The sequence below is a fragment of the Christensenella tenuis genome (assembly GCF_014287795.1).
Classification (GTDB): Bacteria; Bacillota; Clostridia; order Christensenellales; family Christensenellaceae; genus Christensenella; species Christensenella tenuis.
This window is the reverse complement of record NZ_JACOON010000004.1, coordinates 84,177-98,916: the sequence shown is the minus strand read 5'-3', so window position 1 is coordinate 98,916 and position 14,740 is coordinate 84,177. Positions and strand designations below refer to the sequence as shown.

General features: G+C 51.5%; 14 protein-coding genes. 9 read left to right on the top strand and 5 right to left on the bottom strand.

The window, feature by feature from the left end; genetic code table 11:
• Nucleotides 1-22 precede the first annotated feature (22 nt).
• From H8S18_RS08110 to H8S18_RS08100, 3 genes are all read right to left on the bottom strand, one after another.
• Entirely contained in the window at nt 23-931 is a 909-nt protein-coding gene (locus tag H8S18_RS08110; protein WP_186857812.1) for a hypothetical protein, read from the bottom strand.
• Between the two features lie 222 nt (nt 932-1,153).
• Nucleotides 1,154-1,738, bottom strand: coding sequence for an LOG family protein (locus H8S18_RS08105; protein WP_186857811.1), 585 nt, complete (start codon nt 1,736-1,738; stop codon nt 1,154-1,156).
• A 64-nt stretch (nt 1,739-1,802) separates the two neighbouring features.
• Entirely contained in the window at nt 1,803-2,294 is a 492-nt protein-coding gene (locus H8S18_RS08100) for a QueT transporter family protein (RefSeq protein ID WP_186857810.1), read from the bottom strand.
• A 131-nt stretch (nt 2,295-2,425) separates the two neighbouring features.
• Here H8S18_RS08100 and H8S18_RS08095 point away from each other — a divergent pair, with 131 nt between their 5' ends.
• The 8 genes from H8S18_RS08095 to H8S18_RS08060 all read left to right on the top strand — a co-directional run bounded on the left by H8S18_RS08095 (nt 2,426) and on the right by H8S18_RS08060 (nt 10,955).
• The gene (locus H8S18_RS08095) at nt 2,426-3,244 is read left to right on the top strand and encodes a histidinol-phosphatase HisJ family protein (protein WP_186857809.1); all 819 of its coding nucleotides are present in this window, start codon (nt 2,426-2,428) and stop codon (nt 3,242-3,244) included.
• A 261-nt stretch (nt 3,245-3,505) separates the two neighbouring features.
• Nucleotides 3,506-4,279, top strand: a complete 774-nt coding sequence (locus H8S18_RS08090; protein ID WP_186857808.1) for a nucleotide-binding protein — start codon at nt 3,506-3,508, stop codon at nt 4,277-4,279.
• Entirely contained in the window at nt 4,272-5,567 is a 1,296-nt protein-coding gene (locus H8S18_RS08085) for a nitrogenase component 1 (RefSeq protein WP_186857807.1), read from the top strand. Before H8S18_RS08090 ends, H8S18_RS08085 begins: the two co-directional genes overlap by 8 nt.
• A gap of 1 nt (nt 5,568) precedes the next feature.
• Complete coding sequence (locus H8S18_RS08080) at nt 5,569-6,717, top strand: nitrogenase component 1 (RefSeq protein ID WP_186857806.1); 1,149 nt, start codon at nt 5,569-5,571, stop codon at nt 6,715-6,717.
• Nucleotides 6,718-6,762: 45 nt separating this feature from the next.
• Entirely contained in the window at nt 6,763-7,950 is a 1,188-nt protein-coding gene (locus H8S18_RS08075; RefSeq protein ID WP_186857805.1) for an ABC transporter substrate-binding protein, read from the top strand.
• A gap of 3 nt (nt 7,951-7,953) precedes the next feature.
• Complete coding sequence (locus H8S18_RS08070) at nt 7,954-8,973, top strand: FecCD family ABC transporter permease (protein WP_186857804.1); 1,020 nt, start codon at nt 7,954-7,956, stop codon at nt 8,971-8,973.
• Nucleotides 8,970-9,758: an ABC transporter ATP-binding protein gene (locus H8S18_RS08065; RefSeq protein ID WP_186857803.1), complete on the top strand. Its 789-nt coding sequence runs from the start codon at nt 8,970-8,972 to the stop codon at nt 9,756-9,758. The genes H8S18_RS08070 and H8S18_RS08065 overlap by 4 nt, the downstream gene beginning before the upstream one ends.
• Nucleotides 9,759-10,253: 495 nt before the next feature.
• A complete protein-coding gene (locus H8S18_RS08060) occupies nt 10,254-10,955 on the top strand; it encodes a zinc metallopeptidase (RefSeq protein ID WP_186857802.1) in 702 nt (233 codons plus the stop codon).
• 29 nt (nt 10,956-10,984) lie between these two features.
• On the opposite strand, the gene H8S18_RS15075 is transcribed toward H8S18_RS08060, so the two are convergent.
• Entirely contained in the window at nt 10,985-11,251 is a 267-nt protein-coding gene (locus H8S18_RS15075; RefSeq protein ID WP_186857801.1) for a DUF1294 domain-containing protein, read from the bottom strand.
• 35 nt (nt 11,252-11,286) lie between these two features.
• Between H8S18_RS15075 and H8S18_RS08050 the strand changes: the two genes are divergently transcribed.
• Nucleotides 11,287-12,006, top strand: a complete 720-nt coding sequence (locus H8S18_RS08050; RefSeq protein ID WP_186857800.1) for a tyrosine-protein phosphatase — start codon at nt 11,287-11,289, stop codon at nt 12,004-12,006.
• A 186-nt stretch (nt 12,007-12,192) separates the two neighbouring features.
• Here the strand turns inward: H8S18_RS08050 and H8S18_RS08045 are convergent, their stop codons facing one another.
• The gene (locus H8S18_RS08045; RefSeq protein ID WP_186857799.1) at nt 12,193-14,685 is read right to left on the bottom strand and encodes a trypsin-like peptidase domain-containing protein; all 2,493 of its coding nucleotides are present in this window, start codon (nt 14,683-14,685) and stop codon (nt 12,193-12,195) included.
• Nucleotides 14,686-14,740 lie beyond the last annotated feature (55 nt).

Here is a 14,740-nt window from a genome sequence, read left to right as displayed (position 1 = left end):
CGCCGGGCAATAGAACCGGCCGCTACCTGTTCCCCGCCTTTTTCTCATATTCATATTTCGCATTCTGGTAGGTGTGGTAGGTAAACGCATACCAGAATGGGAAAACAAACGTAACCACGACGATTGCCAGCAGCGCAAACAAAATCACAAAGATCATCAGTGGATTTTGCAGCGCAAGCATGGGATCCACAAGATACAGCTCATACAGTTCCTGAAAGGGGAGCTGGGAGAGCCAATTGATGAGGAGGCCGGCGAGCCCAACGATGACCGCGGCGGTCAGCACACGCGTAAAGTTGCTCCAAAAATTCCCTAAAAACGCATAGCGGTAGGAACTGAAGACCGCCCGGAACCCGGCCTGGCCTTCTACGGCCACCGTATAAGGAATAAACACAATTCCAAAAAACAGCAGCAGGGCCGCAAGGGCCAGGATTACGACGACCACAATTTGCCACACGGTCAGCGCAGCGGCGGGAACACCGCCGGGCATGGCGATAGCCAGAATAACCGCGATAATTCCCGCTACAGGCAGGGCCAGCAGCACAATCGCGGCGAAATATGCTTTAAGCATGCTGCCATACCGGCACTTTGCGTGTTTGCTTGCATCGCGGAACGTCACATGGCGGCCCGCGTAATCGCTGTCAATGACATAGACCACGTTTGAGACCATGAGCGGCGATGCGAAAACGGCAACGCACACGACGATGGCAAGCACGGTAACGACGCTTGAAAGACTGCTTCCTCCCGTCCGCGAGAGCGCGAGCAGCACGGACCGCGCCACCGAAACGGTACCCGGCATAGTGAAGAACATCAGCGGGACGAGCAGCACAAGCTGGAAAAGAAGCAAGGGCAAAAACAACCTGCCAAAATTCCGTTTATAGACGATTCCGGACGTCCGGAACATGGTCTTGAAGCTCATGGGGACCTTATCCATTCAAAATTACCTCTGTTTACCGGGGCCATGCCGAAGCAATGTTCGCCCGGCTCCCACCTTTTTCCCAAAGGCCCGCTTTGCCGCCCTGGGATGCCGCATGCCCTGCGGATTTCCGCCGGATGGCGAAATTTACCTTATGGGTTTGCGTGGAGCCCCGGGCTGTTTGCCCGACGTCCTTTTCCTGCATACCCCCATTTTGCATACAGGCTTACGATCTGTTCCTTACGGCGCTTCCGGCGTAAACCACTTGCCGCCGGTTTCCGTATAATGATATTTTTCGATGGCTTCCACCGCCTGCCGGGGTGTATCTACAACCGTAAATACGCTGGCCGCTTCCTCTTTTGCGAATTTTTGCGCCACGGTTTTTTCAAACATGGCGAGCAGTTCGTCGAAAAAGCCGTTCGTATTCAAAATCACGATGGATTTTTTATGCTGTTTGAGCTGCTTGAGCGTAATGACTTCGCACAGCTCTTCGAACGTCCCGAAGCCGCCCGCTACGGCAATGAACGCATCGGACAGATCTTCCATCTTCTGTTTGCGTTCGCGCATGGTTTCCGTCACGATATAATCGTTGCATTTTTCGTAGGGAATTCCCGGAATGTTCATAAATTCCGGGATTACTCCGATCACATAGCCGCCCTTGCTGTGTACGCCGCGCGCGGCGGCGCCCATCATGCCCATTGTTCCCGCGCCAAACACCATTGCCCATTCCTTTTCCGCAAGAAGCTGGCCGAGCCGGTAGGCGGCGTCGAAATAGCTTTGGTCGATCGCGGCGGAGGAAGAGCCGAATACACATATTTTTTTCATAATACTGCCTTTCAACAAATAAACATGAAAATCCTTGGACGCCCCGGCAAAGACCCGGACAAATTTATATCCTGTGAAAAACGTTTCGCTTATAACGGTTTAAAAGGAACCACAGCGGCATACCGATTCCATAACATGCGATCGCCTGGCCGATCCCTACCGTTGCGACATTGACCCAATAAGGCAGCCCGAGCATGACGCTCAGAGTCCACGACACCAGGAAAGCGTTTGCAAGGACGCTTGGAAGGGGAAGCAGCCATTTGCTTTTGCCGCGGATCTTCCATGTGACGAACGCGGCCAGCAGGCTGGCAAGACTTCCGACAACGATATCCATGAGTCCCAGTGTCCCCGAGCCAAAGATATTGGCGATCAGGCACCCGATAAAGAGGCCGGGCACTGCCGCGGGCGTAAAAAACGGCAGGACGCACAATGCTTCCGAAATACGCACCTGGAATTGAAGGAACCCAAACGGTGCGAACAGGAGCGTGAGCACTGCGTAAACCGCCGCAATGGCAGCCGTTTCGCAAATGAAACGCGTCTTTGACGGATTTTCCATAATACCTTTCCATACCCCAATCAAAAATTAATTTACAGTACAGTATAGCACAACCGGGCTTCAATTGACAACAACGCACCGCCCGGTATAATGGGGATAGGAGCAGTGCGAGAAGAAAGAGGGGGACCACTATGTTTGATTACCACATCCATTCCAACGTTTCCCATGATGCGTACGACAGCCCTGTACGCGCGGCAATGGCGGCGAAGGAAAAAGGACTTACGGAAATTTGTTTTACAGAGCATCAGGAGATCGATTATCCGTACCCGGAAGAGGGGATGGTGATGCTCGATGATACGCTTTATGACCGTGAACTGCGGAAGGCGCGGGAGCGTGTACCCGGAATCGGCATCAAAAAAGGGGTGGAAGTGTCGCTGATGCCCGGTTCCCTTCAAAAGATCGCCGGATATGTCGGCAGCCGGGACTTTGATTTTGTAATTGCCTCCCAGCACACCATCAAGGGAAAAGATCCGTATTTCGGCGACAGCTTTGAGGGAAAGACACTGCGGCAGGCACAGCGCGAATACCTGGAAGAGATGCTTTTTGACCTCGAGCGCTTCGACGATTTCGACGTTGCCGGACATATTGGGTATCTGGATAAATACCTGTCCAATATTGACGGCCTGAAGGAGAAAACGCCGTTTGAATACCGGGATTTTCCGGACCTGTTGGACGCGATCCTAAGCTCCGTGATTTTGCGCGGTAAGGGGATCGAGGTGAACACCAGCAATTATCTTGTGTATGGATGGCCTACGCCTGTTAAAAGCGTACTGAAGCGCTTCAGCGAGCTGGGCGGGGAAGTGCTTACCCTTGGCAGCGACGCGCATATAGCCGACAGGGTCGGCTGGCGGTTTGCGGATGCAGTGGCATACATGAAGGAATGCGGCATAAAATATATATGTAAATTTACGGCACGGGCGCCTGAGTTCGTACCGCTGGAAAAACTCTGAAACAAGAAAAGAGGAGCGCTGCGGACCGTGGGAGGACGGGCGTTCTTTTTGTATATCCGCAGATTTTTGCCAGCTAAAAATTTCACGAAAAGATTAAAAATAAAATAAATCTTGTTGACATGTTCATGAAAAGATGATAAAGTTATCAACGGTTAGCGGAAGCTAACCAAAGGGGGAAAAGGGGCACTTGAATGGGCGCTCCTTATTATTTTCCGATGAGTTAGCGCATGCTAACAATTGGAGCTGGAAGGGAAGACTGGAATGATTAAGATTGCTTTGTATGGAAAAGGCGGGATCGGGAAATCGACGACGGCATCCAACCTATCGGCGGCGTTTGCACAAAAAGGCTGCCGGGTGATGCAGATCGGCTGCGATCCCAAAGCAGACTCCACACAAAATGTGGCAGGGGGAGAGCAGCCGCGCACGGTGCTCGATGCGCTCCGCGAGAAAGGCGGCGCAGTGGCGCTTGACGATATTGTTAAGGAAGGCTACGGCGGTATCCTGTGCGTAGAGGCGGGCGGCCCGACCCCGGGTATTGGCTGCGCCGGGCGCGGAATCATTACCGCATTTGAAAAACTGGAGGAACTCAAAGCGTATGAAACATTCAAACCGGACATTGTTCTATATGACGTTCTCGGCGATGTGGTATGTGGGGGCTTTGCGATGCCCATCCGCGGTGGTTATGCGGACCAGGTTTTTGTCGTAACTTCGGGCGAGAAGATGGCGCTTTACGCGGCGGCAAATATTGCCCTCGCCATTGAAAATTTTAAAAACCGGGGCTATGCCTCTTTTGGCGGCGTGATCCTCAATGCACGCAACGTGGAGCGGGAAAACGAGCTTGTGGAAGAATTCGCGCGGGACGCGGGAACGCAGGTCGTGAAGGTGATTCCACGCAGCAGCTTCGTGCAGCGCGCGGAAGAACAGAAGAAAACGGTGGTGGAAGCATATCCCGAAAGCGATATGGCGCGCGAGTATCTTGATCTTGCGGACCGCGTACTTGGAATTTGCACAAGGGAGGAACAAAAAAATGCATGAGCGGAAAGCCGGGAACTCCCTGGCACGGGCGGATAGGGCAAACGGGTGCGAATTTGTTACTACCCTTCAGTATTCTTCCCCAGCGCGCGGTGGCTGGAGTATCGTGCGTATGGCTATGCAGGTGCCCGAAAGCTACCAGCTTTTCGTAGGTCCGTCGGCTTGTATGCGGCATATTATGCTTTCCTCAATGGAGCTTAAAATAGACGACCGTATTTCGTGGCTCTCTATCCGGGAAGAAGACATTGTTTCGGGCAGTTATGAAAAGCTGATCCTCGAAAATGTGGACGGACTGCTCGAAAAAATGAATCCGCGTCCGCGCGTGTTCATGATCTTCGTGACCTGCATCGACAATCTGCTCGGAACGGACCACGAGGTTTTCCTCGGGCCGCTCAACGAAAAGTACCCGGATACGAAAACGATCGTATGCTTTATGAACCCGATTACGGGGGACGGTCCGGCGCCGCCCGCCGTTACCATTCAGGACACCATTTATTCCCTCACCGGGGATGCGGAGCAAAAGGACCGCGCGGTCAACTTTATCGGCAGCAACCTTGCCATCGGGCGGGACAACGAGCTGATCGGCTGGCTCGGCCAAAACGGAATCGAATCCCGGCACATCAGCCAGTATAAGACGTTTGACGAATTTCAGGAGATGGGGAAAAGCGCGCTTAACATCATCACTTCACCGCTCGCGCTTTATGCGGCGAAACAGATGAAGCTCCGGAAGGGGATCGATTACGGATATTTCCCGGTCAGTTACTCCTTTGGCGAAATTGAACGGAATGCGGCCGAAGTATGCGAAAAGCTTGGCATACCGTCGCCGGATTTTTCAAAAGAAAAGCAAATGGCGGAAGACAAGATACTTGAGACGCTGAAAAGCCTTGCCGGACGGCCCGTTTCTATTGATTATGCGGCAACTTACCGCCCCTTTGGGCTTGCACGCCTTTTGGTGGAATATGGATTCCGGGTAGATACGGTTTTTGCATCGGAATGCCTGCCCGTCGAACGGGAAGACATGAACTGGATCCTGAAAAACCACAGGGAGGTAAAGGTTCTGCAGCCGGAGCATTTTTCGATGCCCGGGCAGATTGCGGGTAGCAAACAGCATTTGTGCATTGGCTTTGAAGCGGCTTATTTCACGGGTTCGCCCCATGTGGTGCCGCTTGCTGCGGACGGCGAACATTACGGCTACGCGGGTATTATTTCCATGATGGAAAAGATGCGCCGGGAATGCGGGCATGAATACGATTTGGAACAGCTTGTGAAAGACAGCGGATTGGTGGTGTGACATGAAACAATTATCCTTGAGCCTTCCCCCCTTTGCGCCGGATTATTCGGGCGTGTGTTCCGCCCTGTTTGAACTGGGCGGAATGATCGTGATCCACGACGCATGCGGATGTACGGGAAATTATACGGGGTTTGACGAGCCGCGGTGGTATGGATCGTCGAGCGAGGTATATTGCTCGGCCCTGCGCCAGATTGACGCCATCATCGGCGATGATGAAAAGCTGATTGGACGCATCATGGAAGCGGCGGAGGAAATGCTGCCAAAATTCATTTGCGTGACGGGAAGCCCCGTGCCCATGGTGATTGGCACGGACTTTGAAGGGATCGCGGGCGAAATCGAACAGCGTACCGGCCTTCCTGCGTTTGGGTTTGCGACGACCGGCCTGCGGCTTTACGACTGCGGCGCCTCAGACGCTTTCCTTGCGCTCGCAAGGCGTTTCGGGAAAAAGAGGGAGACCGTGGAAAAACGGATCAACCTCCTGGGCCTGACCCCGCTTGATTTTTATACCAACGGAAACGCCGGAGATATCCGCGCGGCGTTCCTTGCGGAGGGATATACGGTGGGTGCTTCCATGGCGATGGATACGTCCCTGGAAGAGATCGCGGCCTGCGCGCAGGCGCAGGCGAACGTGGTGGTTTCGCAAAGCGGCCTTGCCGCGGCAAACGACCTGTACAGCAGGCTCGGGATTCCTTATGTGGCCGGCCTGCCCGTGGGGAAAAAACCGACGGAAGAGCTGCTCGAGCTGCTCGGCCGGACCTGTGCGGACGGAAAGAACCGCATTGCGGCCTCCGAAAAGCCGGGTAAAAAAGTCCTGATCCTGGGCGAAAAGGTGATCTCTGATTCCATTCGCCGCTGTCTTGTGCGGGACTATGGCTTTGAGGGTGTGACCGTAGCGGGGCTTTTCACCCCGAATGCCGGGCTCATGCAGCCGGGCGACATGCAGGCGGCGTGTGAAGAAGAAATTGCAGCGGAAGTGAACGGCGGTTACGATATCGTGATCGGCGATCCTATGCTGAAGGTGTTGCTTGAGCCGGGCAGCCGCACGAAGTTTGTGGATTTCCCGAACCCCGCGGTATCGAGCAAACTGCACTGGAACGAATGCATCCCGTTTATCGGTGAACATATAGAGGAACTTGTAAAACGCATCTAAGGATAAACCTATCCTTACAATATTTCAAAGAAAAGAGGTAAAGAAATGAAGAAAAGTATAGCGATCATGCTTGCTGCACTACTGTGCCTGTCCCTACTGCTTACGGCATGTGCTTCGCAGGAGCCTGCAACCTCCGAACAGCCTTCGGAGAGCGCGTCCTCGGAGCCCGCTGAAAGCGCAGAAACGGAAGCGACGGCCTCGGAAGAAGCGGAGGGAACAAGAACCATTACCGACCATGCGGGGCATGAAGTCGTGCTGCCCGAAAAGGTGGAGCGCGTGGCCATCGGCGGCCTTACGCCCCTTACGTCCGTATACTGCATGTTTATGGGCTCGTCGGACGGGCTCGTCGGGATTCACCCGGATTCCAAGAACGCCGCAGTGAATTCCATCCTCGGCGAAGCGTATCCGGGGTTGAAAGAGCTGCCGGACGGCTGGGCGAGCGGAGACGATATCAACATGGAAGAGCTGATTAAGCTCGACCCGGACGTGGTGTTTTACAATGCGGACGTAACGGCAAACTATGACGCGCTTGAAGCCGCAGGTATCCCGGCGGTCGGCTTTTCAACCACACTTTTCGACGATTACAACACAATCGACACTTTCAACGCGTGGATCGAACTTTTGAAAGAAGTCATGGGTCCGTCTGACAGGGCTGACGGCATCATCGCATACGGCGAGGAGGTGCAGCAGACCGTTGCCGACAGGCTCGCGGAAGTGCCGGAGGAGGATTATCCGAATACCCTGATCCTCTCCAACTACAATGAATCCGCGATCACGGCGGGCGGCACCAGTTTTGCAAATTACTGGATCACTTCTACCGGCGGCAAGAACCTCGGCTATGATGTGGGTGCGTTCACAGGCGAAGTCAATATGGAACAGATCTATGAATGGAATCCGGACGTGTTGTTCCTCAACAGCTTCTCGGCCTATACGCCTGAGGACCTCTACAACAACACGGCGGCAGACGGACACGACTGGAGCGGCATCAAAGCAGTACAGGATAAGCGCGTGTACAAGATTCCGCTGGGAATGTATTACTGGTTCCCGCCGTCCTCCGATTCCCCGCTGATGCTTCAGTGGATGGCGAAGCAGATGTATCCTGAATTATTCGAAGACCTTGACATCGAACAGGAGATCAAGGATTATTACAGCGAATTCTACGGCCTTGAGCTCACGGACGAACAGGTGGCCCTGATCCTCGCCCCGACGCCGGAATCTGCAGCGGCATTCTAAACCATGGCCAGCCTGAAACAAAATCATGTTTTCAGAAATATTATACTGGTACTCCTGCCCATTGTGACGGCAATTATCTGTATGGGAATCGGGCGTATGTCCATGGGCCCGGGCGAGATCGTGACAAACCTGTTTGAGATCGCGGCGCACGGGCCGGAGAGCGTCGATCCGCAGATATACAGCGTGCTGATCAGCGTACGGCTCCCGCGGATCATTCTCGCGGTGCTGTGCGGGGCGGGACTGGCGGTATCCGGCGCGGCGTTCCAGAGCATCTTTTCCAATGCGCTGGCAACGCCGGATACTTTGGGCGTAGCGGCAGGCTCCAGCTTTGGAGCCGCCCTCGCCCTTTTGCTGGGTATGGGGCTCATCACGGTGCAGGTCTCCGCGCTTGCGATCGGCTTTGTCGCCGTTCTGATGACCTATATCATCAGCCGCCAGAAGAGCGGGGCGAGCACGGTGATGGTCATCCTCTCGGGTATGGTCATCGCGTCGCTGTTTGAAGCGGGGATATCGATTATCAAATTTATCGCGGATACGGAATCGCAGCTCCCGGCCATCACTTACTGGCTGATGGGAAGCCTCGCAAACACCAACTTCAGCAGCCTTGCGCTGGGCGCGCCGTTCATTGTGGCGGGCATCGTGATTATTTTTGCCCTGCGGTGGAAGCTCAACGTGTTGATGCTCAGTGAGGATGAGGCGAAGACCATGGGCGTAAATATCCGTGTGATGCGGGTGATTGTAGCGCTTGCGGCGACGATGATTACCGCTTCGTGTGTTTCTATGTGCGGGCAGGTTGGCTGGGTAGGGCTTCTGATCCCCCATATTTGCCGGATGCTTTTTGGCAGCAATAACCAGAGCATTGTTCCGGCGAGTATCAGCCTTGGCGCGGTGTTCCTGCTGATTATGGATACCGTAGCGCGCAGCGCGACTGCGGCGGAAATACCGATCTCGATCTTAACGTCGGTGATCGGCGCGCCGTTCTTTATTATCCTGCTCAAAAAGACGGGAGGGTCTAATTTATGATTTTTGAAGTTGTAAACGGATGCTTCGGCTACAGCGGCAGTGGTGAAATACTGCGCAACCTGAATTTCCGGGTGCCGGAGGGAAAGATACTTTCCGTACTTGGTCCGAACGGCGTGGGAAAAACGACACTGCTCCGGTGCATGATGGGGCTGCTTCACTGGAAAAAGGGGGAAAGCCGCATCGATGGGAAGAATATCCACCATATCCCGGTGCGCGAGCTGTGGAAAAAAATTGCTTATGTACCGCAAGCGAAAGGAAACGCGCTGATGTACACTGCCGAGGAGATGGTGGTGCTTGGACGGTGCGCACACCTCGGGATGATGCAGCAGCCGAAAAAAAAGGACCTTGAGCTGGCACGGGAAGCAATTGAACTGGTGGGAGTGACTCGCCTATGCGGGAAGCTCTGCTCCCAGATGAGCGGCGGCGAGCTGCAAATGATTCTCATTGCACGCGCGCTTACGACACAGCCTTCTATGCTTGTGCTCGACGAGCCGGAATCGAACCTCGACTTCAAAAACCAACTGATTATATTGGACATTATCCAAAGATTGGCGGCAGAAAAGGGGATTTCCTGCGTATTCAACACGCACTATCCCGACCATGCGCTCAAGATTTCAGACCAGGCGCTGCTGCTGGATAAGTCCGGGAAATATATATTCGGGGAAAGCGCCGACGTCATCAACTGTGAGAACATGGAACGGTCGTTTGAAGTGGAAGTTTATATCGACCACCTGAGCGTGGGCGGGACGAACATCGCCTCTGTGGTGCCGCTTTCCATTTTATAGGCGCTGCTGCGCGGTTATAGCCAATTCAAAAAGGCTGGCACAGAGCCATATTCCAAACGCCCGGGCAGGGGAGCTTGCCCGAAAAGTGCCGCCGCCAAGCGGCTGGACACTTTTTCGCATTTGCGGCGGTTTTACTGCACGCAGAGCGCGCAGCCGTAAACCGCCATATAAATCTGCGGGCGCACACGGCGCCATTGCCTGCAAATAACAGTTTAGAAAAATGCCGGCCGGTTAGCCGAAACAAAGGTTTACCGGCAGCCTGGGGGAGGACTTCCCCTTTTTTGTTTGCCTTCAAAAAGCCACGGAAGAGGGCGGCGCTAAACGGCATACAGTATGGGAACCGGAATGGACGCGGGTACATTGGCCCAAACGGCACTGTGGATGTTTTGGGATTCCGCACCGGCACAGGGTAGGGTTTCACGGGTTCTGCCAAAGTTTATGAATAATTCATAAATACGTGTTATTATAATAAAAAAAGAATGAAGGGGAGAAGAGATGTTTTTTCCATTGTGGTTTGACTGGACATGGCTTATTTTGATTCCGGCATTTATCATTACGATTTGGGCGCAGGCGCGCGTCAGCAACGCATACAAGAAGTATTCGCAGATCCCGGCGAAAAGCGGCGTGACGGGCCGCGAATTCGCGCAGTCTATGCTGCGGCAAAACGGCGTTCATGGCGTGGCCGTACAGCCTGTCGCGGGGGACATGACAGACCATTTTGATCCGCGTACGGGGACGGTGAACCTTTCGGAGGGCGTTTACGCAAAGCATTCGATCGCCGCTGTTTCGATCGCCGCGCACGAATGCGGGCATGTGCTGCAAAAAGAGAAAAAATATGGCCCTATGCGGGTAAGGAATGCGATCGTCCCAGTGGTGAACTTTGCGACCAAACTTGCGTTTCCGCTGATCCTGATCGGTCTGCTGTTTTCCGCGCGAACGCCCGGTATGGGAGTGTTGGTGGATATTGGGGCGTGGGTCTATTTTGCAGTCGTGATTTTCCAACTCGTTACCCTGCCCGTGGAGTTCAACGCCAGCAAGCGGGCGATGGCCAATATTTCCGCTTCCGGAGTGCTGACCGCACAGGAGCAGACGGAAGCAAAACGCATGCTCTCTGCCGCGGCTATGACGTATGTAGCGGCGATGCTCGCATCTTTCCTGTCTTTCCTACGGTTGTTCCTGCTTTCGCGGAGACGGTAGAACGCGAAGCGCAGGGTGGCGTTGTTTGCTTATGCATAATTTAATAACAGCGCGAACAGCACAGCCCAGAGCACACAGAAAAGCGGTACGAGAATCATAAAAGATGGACGCCGCGTTTTATGACGGCAGCCGAGTATTCCAATGAACATGCCGTACGCTCCGCCGGCGGCGGACAGCAAAAACAGCGTTTTTTCCCGAATGCGGCGCTTAGAACGCCGTGCGGCGCGTTTATCATAACAGCAGACGATGAAGGCAACCAGGTTGATTGCCAGAAAGTAAACGACAAAATAATCCATGTGCAGATTATAGCACGTGGAGGAAGGTTTGAAAAATGAATGTATCGAAGCCGCTGCCGCTTACGGGCGCGCACAATGTGCGCGACCTTGGCGGATATCCTACGGAAGACGGAAAGAGGACAAAATATAAGGCGTTCCTGCGCGGAGACAGCTTAAACGGACTTACCGGGAAAGACCGGGCATTCCTTGCGGAGTATGGTGTAACGCTGGTGATCGACCTGCGGAGCAGCAAGGAAACAAAAATGAACCCGGACCATATCGACAAACGGGAGATGGAATACTTAAACGTCCCGCTTCTGGACCAAATCCAGTCCACACTGCTGAAAGGGAAAATGCCGGACGACATGAGCGAAATGTATATTGGCCTCGTGGAAAACAGCAAGGACGGCCTGAAAGAGGTCTTTACGCGCATGGTAAACGAACGGGGCGTCATCCTTTACCACTGCACGGCGGGAAAGGACCGCACGGGCATTATTACGATGCTTCTTTTGAAGCTCGCGGGAGTGGCGGACGACACCGTCCTCGCGGACTATGCGATTTCGGAAACTTACATGAAGGAGACCTTCGAACGTCAGCGTAAAATGGTGGAGGCGGCGGGGATCAAGGCGCCGGATTATGTGTTCCGCTCGAAGCCCGAATATATGCAAAAGTTGATGGAGCACATTGCCGGGAAATATGGCACGGCAAAAGGCTACCTCGAAAGCCTCGGCCTTTCGGAAGAAGAGATCGGGACGCTGGAGGGGAAGATTGTGTAGAAGGAAAAATGAAATACGACGTTTAGTAGCAGAAGATATAACCTTGGCATAGATGCCCTGCCTCTTAGGTTGCGGGTTTTGCCACAGGGTTTCAGTAGGGGTAAAGATCCCGCACTGAAATCCCGTGGAACAAAGCTCCCTGCGCCGATTGCCTTTTATCGCAGCTTGCTTTGCTTAAATTTTAATTTATTGCCTGTGCATAGAGTAAGTTTTTCTATTTGCATAAGCATATATTTCTAACGTATCTTTATCAATCGCTGTAAAACGGAAGCATTCTGTTACTTTTTCATTTGTAGAAGTAAACAAAATATTGTCCAAAAAATATGCTTTGGCTAAATTTCCAATTGACGGCAGCGAGGTATCAACTTTATTATTATCCGAAAAAACAAATTGTTCTGCTCCACCGGACCAAGTTCCGACTAAAAATCCATATAATATGCTATCCGATTCATTTACTTTGTCAATAGCGACTTGCATGTCCATATATGGAGCAATATCAGCATAACTCACAGCATCGATAATATTAACATAGTTTTGAGAATCTCGATAATCCTGAATAGGAAGAAAACATTTTTTCGCATCATCATATCTTTTTTTTGAAAGATAGTCAATTCCTCTTTGATAGATCGAATTGAGCAATTCCTCTATCCTAGGATCTTCCTGATATTTTTCAATAATATCCAGAGCATCCTGATAATTTTCTTCTTTAATATAATTATCTGCAATATTAAGAGCGCAAGATAAAGCTTTCGTATAAGAATCTTCATAAGATCCAAGTGAAAAGAATATGTCCTCAGCAATCATATATTCTTGACCTTCAAGATAGGCCTCTCCGCGTTGATAAGCAATGTGCAGAGCATCAATATCAGGATGTTCTTCAATATAGCGCGTAATCATTGTTTCACCAGAATGAAACTCTCCCATTTTAATTAAATGCAATCCTTGCAATAAATCAATATCTTCTAATAAATATTTTGAATCTGCACTTTCTTCTACATTATTTAATAAAACGCGTACTTTGTCATATTCACCATTAGCAATGAGAACGCCAGCTTCGGAAAGCTGCTTTAGATCTTTTATTGGTCCAATATTAGGTAATTTTGATAGCATTTCGCTGGCTTGAGCGAAATCGCCTCCCAAAAAATGGGCGCGTGCTTGATTATAGGTAGCTATAAATATTCCTGTTACTGCACAAATAGTAATGACAACACAAGTGATAATAGTAAAAATAATTCGCTTTTTCTTTTTTGGATCGAGTTTTTTGCGCGGACGCCTATTTTTGAGAGAACCCGAAACTGACGCTGCAGCAGAAATAAGCAGATTAGAATCATCAAGATTGTATTCTGAAATTGTTTCAATTCCCAGTGATTCAAGCAGTTCGTTGATATCAACAAAACGTTCGTTCCTGCTCAAAGAAATTGCCCGTAAAAGCACCTCTTTTTTTGTGGGTGCAAGATCCAGCGCGTCAATGTTGCGCGCCGTTTCGCTGTCGTTCTCCGCGCGCGTCATGACGTCCGCAAGCCGGATGCCCGCCAGCATGCGGTAAAGCAAAGCGCCGAGCTGGTAAACATCCGTCCACGGCCCAGTCTGTGGAACTTCCTTATATTGCTCGGGCGCGGAATAACCAGTGGAAAGCGTTTGTTTTTTAGGAGAGAGAAATACCGCACGTCCTGTTTCCGGATAGAAACGAATATTTTCCGGATAAATACTGAGAAGACACCGCCCTGTCTCATGTGCTTTTTGGAGTTGGGAGAACAGAGGAGAGAGCGTGTAAATAACCATATCATATCCTATTTTTCCGCTGTTTTTTGTAAGATAAACATCCAAGGGAACTGCTCTGGCGTCCACCCTTTTTCTCCTGCGCAGGAGAAATATGACAACAAGTGCCACAACGGTTATGGCGGCGATGACCGCAATCATCATCCATGGAATTTCTCCTGTGGAAGAGGGCTCAAGGGAATTAGACACAAGGTAGGGGATCCCTTTGGCGTCAAGTGCAGGGAGAAGTTCGGAAATACTGATCGCGCCGTTGATATTTGTAGCATCGACCGCACCAAAAGTACTGACCCCAAGCACAATACCACTGTCATTGACAACAGGTCCTCCCGAATTCCCATGATTGATTTCAGCATTTACCTGGAGCGCTACAGCTTCCGTTCCAAGGATATCCTGATTGGAATTCCGGGCAGCGCTTACGATACCATCGGTAATCATAACATCATCTGTTGTTGTATTGCCGCGTAAAAACAGAGTGTCTGCTGAACCGGGAAAGCCCAGGGCATAAACGCGTTCACCGGTTAAATCAGCAGGAATACCACTGTAAAGCGTCAAAGGATTCATACCCTTAATAGGCGTATCCAACTTTAAGACGCAAAGGTCTTTATTAGGAAGATCAATTTCAACCGTTGCATTTGTTGGGGAATAATTTCCGGAAAAGACAGTATAAGTGCCATTTTGTCCTTCGATTACATGATGATTGGTTACAATATATTCAACGGTGTTTGTAGAACCGATCGCAAATCCTGATCCGGTAAAATTACCGCTATCATTCTCTACTTCAATATATAAGACGGAGCTGCGTGCGGTGAGGACTTCGTCTGGAATCGCTGATTCGGCAAACGCAACGGAAGACGCCAGTAATAAAATGACTGCAAGAAGTATGCAAAAAAATTTCTTCATGATAGACCCACCCACACCAAAGAATTTAATTTGATGACCTTAGTATACACCAAAA